Here is a 6288-nt window from a genome sequence, read left to right on the forward strand (position 1 = left end):
AAGAAAGCCGCGGCAGCGTAAGCGACGTGGCAAAGAAGAAACTCGCCGAAGGCCTGCCGTCCAAACAGGACATCCTGAAATACATTGCCGACAATCCCGGCATGGTGGGCAAGCGCGAGATCGCCAAGGCCTTTGGTGTCGGCCCGGAGCTGCGCGTGCAGCTGAAAGGCCTGCTGCGCGAGCTGAAGGCCGAGGGCGATATCAACCAGGGCCATGGCAAGCGCATGGCACCGAAGGATAGCCTGCCGGAAGTCACCCTGGTCGATCTGGTCAAGCTCGACCGCGACGGCGACCTGATGGGGCGTCCGGTGGAATGGACCGGTGAAGGCGAAGCTCCGCGCATCATCTTCGAGACCGGCGGCAAGGCGCGTCGGCGCGAAATGTCCGATGTCGGCGTCGGTGACCGCGTGCTGGCGCGGGTGACGCGGGCCGGCCGCAGCCGCTATGTCGGCCGCGTCATCAAGCGGCTGGAAAAAGACGAACAGCCGGTACTGGGTGTCTTCACCCTCACCGAAGACGGCGAAGGCCGCCTGCAGCCGACCGACAAGAAGGTGCGCCACGAATACGTGATCGCCACCGAGCACCGCAACAATGCCAAGCCCGGCGAGATCGTGGTGGCGCAGCCGATGCAGGGCCGCCGCTTCGGCCTCAAGACCGCCAAGGTGATCGAGGTGATCGGCAGCAGCACCGATCCCAGGGCGCTCAGCCTGATCCCGATCTTCAGTTTAGGCATCCCGACCAAATTCTCCGAGGCCGCACTCCACGATGCGGAAAAGGCCAAGCCGGTTCATCTCGGCCAGCGTGAAGACCTGCGCCCCATCCCGCTGATCACCATCGACCCCGAAGATGCACGCGACCATGACGACGCCGTGTTTGCCGAGCCCGATGATGATCCGAACAATCCCGGCGGCTGGCATGCCATCGTCGCCATCGCCGATGTGGCGCATTACGTGACGCCGGGCGGCGCGCTGGATCACGATGCGCGCCAGCGCGGCAACTCCACCTATTTCCCCGACCGCGTCGTGCCGATGCTGCCCGAAGCGCTGTCGGCCGATCTGTGCTCGCTGGTCGAACACAAGGACCGCGCCTGTCTGGCCGTGCATCTGTGGTTCGATGCCAGCGGCAACAAGCGACGGCATAAATTCGTGCGCGGCCTGATGCGCTGCGCGGCGGGCCTGAATTACCGCCAGGTGCAGGCCGCCATCGATGGCATGCCCGACGACGCCGCGCAGCCCTTCCTCGAACCGGTGCTGAAGCCGCTCTATGCCTGCCACGCCGCCGTGAACAAGGCCCGCGAGGCACGCCAGCCGCTGGCGATCAATGCGCCCGAACGCCGCGTCGTCATGGGCAAGAACGGTCATATCGCTGCCATCAAGCCGCGCGATCATATGCTGAGCCATCAGGTGATCGAGGATTTCATGATCATGGCCAATGTGGCGGCGGCCGAGGAGCTGGAAAAGCGCAAGCAGCCCTGCATGTATCGCGTGCATGAGCAGCCGTCGGACGAGAAAATCGACTCTTTGCGCAAATTCCTCAACACGCTGGATTACAAGCTGGCCAAGGGCCAGGGCCTGCGGCCGATGCATTTCAACGCGATCCTGGAAGCCGCCAAGGGCAGCGAGCATGAACGCCTGATCAACGAGGTGGTGCTGCGCAGCCAGATGCAGGCCATTTACTCGCCCGACAACAAGGGCCATTTCGGTCTCAACCTGCAGAAATACGCGCATTTTACCTCGCCGATCCGCCGCTATGCCGACGTGCTGGTGCATCGCGCGCTGATCCGCGGCCTCGGCCTGGGCGATGACGGCCTGCCGCCGGCCGACGATGCCGATTTCGAGAATATCGCCGAACATATCTCGCAGACCGAACGCCGCTCGATGCAGGCCGAACGCGATGCGATGGATCGTTTCGTCGCCGCCTTCATGTCCGAGCATGTCGGCGCGCAGTTCGACGGCCGCATCACCGGCGTCACCCGCTTCGGCCTGTTCGTCGAACTGAACGAGACCGGCGCCGACGGCTTCGTGCCGATCTCCACCCTGGGCGATGATTTCTACGAGCATGACGAGGCGCATCGCGCCCTGGTCGGCAAGCGCAGCCACAAGCGCTTCCGGCTGGGCGATGGCGTCACCGTGCGGCTGGCCGAGGCCACACCGGTGACCGGCGGCCTGCGCTTCGAGATCATGGGCGGCGATGGCGCCAGCACCAACACGCGACGCGGCGGTACCGGTGGCAAACCCACCATCAAGAAACCGACCAATCGCGCCCCATGGTCGAAGCACCGCAGCAAGAAGCGGAAATGAAACCCACGCTCTTTGCTAAACTTGGCCTGACACTGGCTCTCATGCTGGCGGCAGGCCCCGCCTTCTCATTCGACCTGCAGGGCCATCGCGGCGCCCGCGGCCTGGCGCCGGAAAACACCCTGCCCGCCTTCGCCACCGCGCTGACGCTCGGCGTCACCACGCTCGAATTCGACGTCAATCTGAGCCGCGACGGCAAGCTGGTGGTCGGGCATGACCCGGTGCTGCTGCCGCATCTGGCGCGTCTGGACGGCAAGTGGATCACCTCGCCCGGCCCCGCGATCTGGCACAGCACGCTGGATGACGTGCTGCGCTACGATGTCGGCCGCCTCGATCCGGCCAGCCGCTACGGCCAGACCTATCCCGAGCAGAAGCCGGTGGATGGCACTCGCATGCCGCTGCTGGAGCAGGTCTTCGCGCTGGCGGCGAAAAGCGGCAATGCGGATATGCGCTTCAACATCGAGACCAAGCTGAGCCCGCTGAAGCCCGACGAGAGCGCACCGCCGGAACAGTTTGCCCGGGCGCTGGTACAGGCGATCCGCCAGGCCGGGCTGGTCCATCGCAGCAGGATCCAGTCCTTCGACTGGCGCACCCTGCGCGAAGCGGCACAGCAGGCACCGGAGATTGCGCGCGTGCATCTCACCATCGAAGGCACCACCAGCGACAATGTGCAGCGCGGCCAGCCGGGTGCCAGTCCGTGGCTCGGCGGGCTGGATGCCGATGATTTCACCTCGACGCCGGCGTTGGTGAAGGCCGCCGGCGGCCAGGTCTGGTCGCCCTTCTGGCGCAATGTCACCCCGGCCCTGGTAGCCGAGGCGCAGCAGCTTGGCCTGCAGGTGATCCCCTGGACGGTGAATGATCCCGCCGAGATGGAGCGTCAGATCGCCATGAAGGTGGATGGCCTGATCTCGGACTATCCCGATCGCCTGCGCGCCGTGATGCAGGCCCGGGGCATGGCGCTGCCCCGGCCGTCGCCGGTGGTGCCATAAAACTGCCGTATCCCGCTGACACTGTGGTTGTGCGGCAAAATCGCCGCGGACCGGTTTCAGGGCTTCCCAGGCCCCGCTTACGGGGCTAAAAGGGCGCCGCGCTGCACCGCCGGGACAGCGCCGGAACACCAGGGACGGCCAGCATGATTACTGCCTACCTGCCGCATGGCGGCCAGCTGCAACGTATCGAGCTTACCCCTGACTCGACCCTGCCCGAAGGTGTCGTGTGGATTGATCTGCTCGAACCGAGCCAGGCCGAGGCCAAGGCCGTCGAACGCCTGCTCGGCATCGAAGTCCCGACCCATGAAGAGATGCAGGAGATCGAGATCTCCAGCCGCCTGTATCGCGAAGGCGATGCCAGCTTCATGACGGCCAACATCCTCTATCACGCCGAAACGCCGCAGCCGCAGACCACGGCCGTCACCTTCATGCGCACGCCGCGCGCCACCGTGACCCTGCGCTATGCCGATCCGCAATCCTTCCGCCAGTTCGTCGCCCGCGCCCAGCGCCAGCCGGCCCTGCTGGTCTCGCCCGATGCAGCGCTCTGCGGCATCCTCGATGCGGTGATCGACCGCGCCGCCGACGTACTGGAAATCGGCAGCAAGGATCTCGACACCATCTCGCGCGACATCTTCGGCTATGACCGCAAGCCCGATGAAGTCCCCGATGACGAATCCGACCTGGAAGCGGTGGTGCGCAAGCTGGGCCATATCGAGGATCTGAACTCGCGCATCCGCGACAGCCTGCTGTCGCTGACCCGCCTGATCGCCTTCCTGACGCTGACCATGGCCGAGCAGCGCGGCACCAAGGAAAGCCGCACCTGGCTGAAGACGCTGGCGCGCGACGTGCAGTCGCTGAACGAACAGGCCGCCTTCCTCGCGCATAAGGGCAACTTCCTGCTCGATGCCACGCTGGGCCTGATCAACATCCAGCAGACCAAGATCATCAAGATCTTCTCGGTGGCCGCCACGGTGTTCCTGCCGCCGACCCTGATCGCCAGCATCTACGGCATGAACTTCCAGCATATGCCGGAGCTGAACTGGAACTTCGGCTATCCGATGGCCATCGTGCTGATGATCGCCTCGGCCGTGCTGCCCTACTGGTGGTTCAAGCGTAAGGGCTGGTTGTGACGCGTCTCCCCCCGGCGCTCGACGATCTGGTTGAGCGGCCCACCGGGGAGGCCATGTGGCGCGGCTGGCGCCAGCGTTGCCCGCGCTGCGGCAGCGGGCGCATGTATGGCCGCTATCTCAAGGTCGAGCCGACATGCGCGCAGTGCGGACTCGCAATGGCCGGCCATCGCGCCGACGATGCGCCGCCCTATTTCACCATCCTGATCGTCGCCCATATCATCGTGCCGCTGATGCTGATGTTCGAGCAGCGCCTGCAGCCGCCGGAATGGCAGCATATGGCGCTGTGGCCGCCGCTCACCGTGTTGCTCTGCCTATGGCTGCTGCCACGCATCAAGGGCGTTCTCATTGGCCTGCAATGGGCCCGACGCATGCACGGCTTCGGCAGCGAGCCGCATTAGGCGCATTTGTCCTATACTGGGCCGATGGGAAACGCCGAATCGCCCCCTGCCAAAAAGCCGCCCCAGCCGATCCGTGACGCCGCCACGCTGGTGCTCTGGCGCCGGCGCGCGGGCAAGCTGGAAGTGCTGATGGGCGAACGCCATGGCGCCAGCGCCTTCATGCCGAACCGCTATGTGTTTCCCGGCGGCCGCCTCGATCTCAACGATTACCGCATCCGCCCTGCTGCGCCGCTTTATCCGGTGAGCGTGACGCGGCTCGGCCGCTGCAAGGGCACCGGGCCGCGCAAGGGCCTGGCGCTGGCGCTGGCGGCGATCCGCGAGACCTTCGAGGAAAGCGGCCTGCGCATCGCCGGACCGGCCATGCCGGCGGCAAAGCCCGCCCCGCCGGGCTGGCGCACATTCTGCACCGGCGGCCTGGCCCCCGATCCCTCGGCGCTGCTCTACATCTGCCGTGCCATCACCCCGCCGGGCCGGCCGCGCCGCTTCGATGCGCGATTCTTTGCCGCGCCGGCCGAGGTGGCGGCCGGCGAGCTGGTGCCCTCGGCCGAGCTGGACAAGCTGAGCTGGGTGACTCAGGCCGATACCGAGGGCCTGCCGCTGCCCGGCATCACCCAGTATGTGATCGCCAACCTGGAGCACTGGCTGAGCCCGGCACAGGCCGCCGACCCGGCCCAGCGCGTGCCCTTCCACCACATGCTGCGCGGCGAGCGGCAGGTGGACTGGGAGTGATGCGGCCTGTAAAGCCCAGGGATGCCGCCAGCCTGGTGCTGGTGCGGCAGGCGGCGGCGGGACCGGAAGTGCTGCTCGGCCGCCGGGCCGGCAAACACCGCTTCCTGCCCAACGTTTATGCCTTTCCGGGTGGTCGGGTCGATTTATCCGACAAGACAGAAACCCCGCTCAAACCATTAAATTTCAATGGTAAAGACAACTTTGAACCCCTCGCGATCGCGGCCGTGCGCGAGACCTGGGAGGAAACCGGCATCCTGCTCGGGGCAGTCGAAAACGGCCAGCTGCGGCCCGACCTGTCGGGCCTGCGCTACCTGTGCCGGGCGATCACCCCGTCCGAGAGCCCGATCCGCTTCCATGCCCGGTTTTTCCTGCAGGATGTCAGTGGCCTACCACTAACGCTCGGCGGCTCGGGTGAGCTGCTGGACCTGGCTTTCCTGCCCGTGGAGGCGGCCCTGCGGCTGCCACTGGCCGACATCACCGAGTTCGTGCTGCGGCTGGTCGGGCAGCTCGGCCCCGACCTGACCCCGCAACAGGCGGCATTCTGGCGCTACCGCCGGGGTAAACCCATGATCCGCTGGCATAATCCTTAGGCGTTGACATCGGGGCGCGAATCCCTATGCTGCGCCGCCAATCCCAGCCGCACGCATTTTTGGAACCGAGTCATGGCAAAGCCGACTACCCTCAAGATCAAGCTTCTGAGCACCGCCGATACCGGCTTCTTCTACGTGACCAAGAAGAACCCGCG

At 65.9% G+C, this 6288-nt stretch carries 7 protein-coding genes; all 7 read left to right on the top strand.

The window, feature by feature from the left end; all coding sequences use genetic code 11:
• Window positions 1-2300: ribonuclease R (rnr, locus tag AAG799_RS21765; RefSeq protein ID WP_341899138.1), on the top strand; the 2300-nt coding region annotated here is incomplete at its 5' end.
• Window positions 2297-3286, top strand: coding sequence for a glycerophosphodiester phosphodiesterase (locus AAG799_RS21770; protein WP_341899139.1), 990 nt, complete (start codon window positions 2297-2299; stop codon window positions 3284-3286). The genes rnr and AAG799_RS21770, both read left to right, overlap by 4 nt.
• Window positions 3287-3429: 143 nt before the next feature.
• On the top strand, window positions 3430-4416 hold the full coding sequence (locus AAG799_RS21775; RefSeq protein ID WP_341899140.1) for a magnesium transporter CorA family protein: 987 nt from the start codon (window positions 3430-3432) through the stop codon (window positions 4414-4416).
• Window positions 4413-4814 carry a DUF983 domain-containing protein gene (locus AAG799_RS21780; RefSeq protein ID WP_341899141.1) on the top strand — a complete coding sequence of 134 codons (402 nt, stop codon included), beginning with the start codon at window positions 4413-4415 and terminating at the stop codon, window positions 4812-4814. Before AAG799_RS21775 ends, AAG799_RS21780 begins: the two co-directional genes overlap by 4 nt.
• Window positions 4815-4838: 24 nt before the next feature.
• Window positions 4839-5543, top strand: coding sequence for an NUDIX hydrolase (locus AAG799_RS21785; RefSeq protein WP_341899142.1), 705 nt, complete (start codon window positions 4839-4841; stop codon window positions 5541-5543).
• Window positions 5543-6133, top strand: coding sequence for an NUDIX domain-containing protein (locus tag AAG799_RS21790; RefSeq protein ID WP_341899143.1), 591 nt, complete (start codon window positions 5543-5545; stop codon window positions 6131-6133). Before AAG799_RS21785 ends, AAG799_RS21790 begins: the two co-directional genes overlap by 1 nt.
• 72 nt (window positions 6134-6205) lie before the next feature.
• The coding region (locus AAG799_RS21795) for a bL33 family ribosomal protein (RefSeq protein ID WP_341899144.1) at window positions 6206-6288 on the top strand (83 nt) is incomplete at its 3' end.

Source organism: Ferrovibrio terrae (assembly GCF_943371255.1).
Lineage (GTDB): Bacteria > Pseudomonadota > Alphaproteobacteria > Ferrovibrionales > Ferrovibrionaceae > Ferrovibrio > Ferrovibrio terrae_B.

Excerpts from the sequence above, each read along its gene's own strand:
- AAG799_RS21785 (WP_341899142.1), top strand. The coding sequence starts at position 4,839 with ATGGGAAACGCCGAATCGCCCCCTGCCAAAAAGCCGCCCCAGCCGATC.
- AAG799_RS21775 (WP_341899140.1), top strand. The coding sequence starts at position 3,430 with ATGATTACTGCCTACCTGCCGCATGGCGGCCAGCTGCAACGTATCGAG.
- AAG799_RS21770 (WP_341899139.1), top strand. The coding sequence starts at position 2,297 with ATGAAACCCACGCTCTTTGCTAAACTTGGCCTGACACTGGCTCTCATG.
- AAG799_RS21790 (WP_341899143.1), top strand. The coding sequence starts at position 5,543 with ATGCGGCCTGTAAAGCCCAGGGATGCCGCCAGCCTGGTGCTGGTGCGG.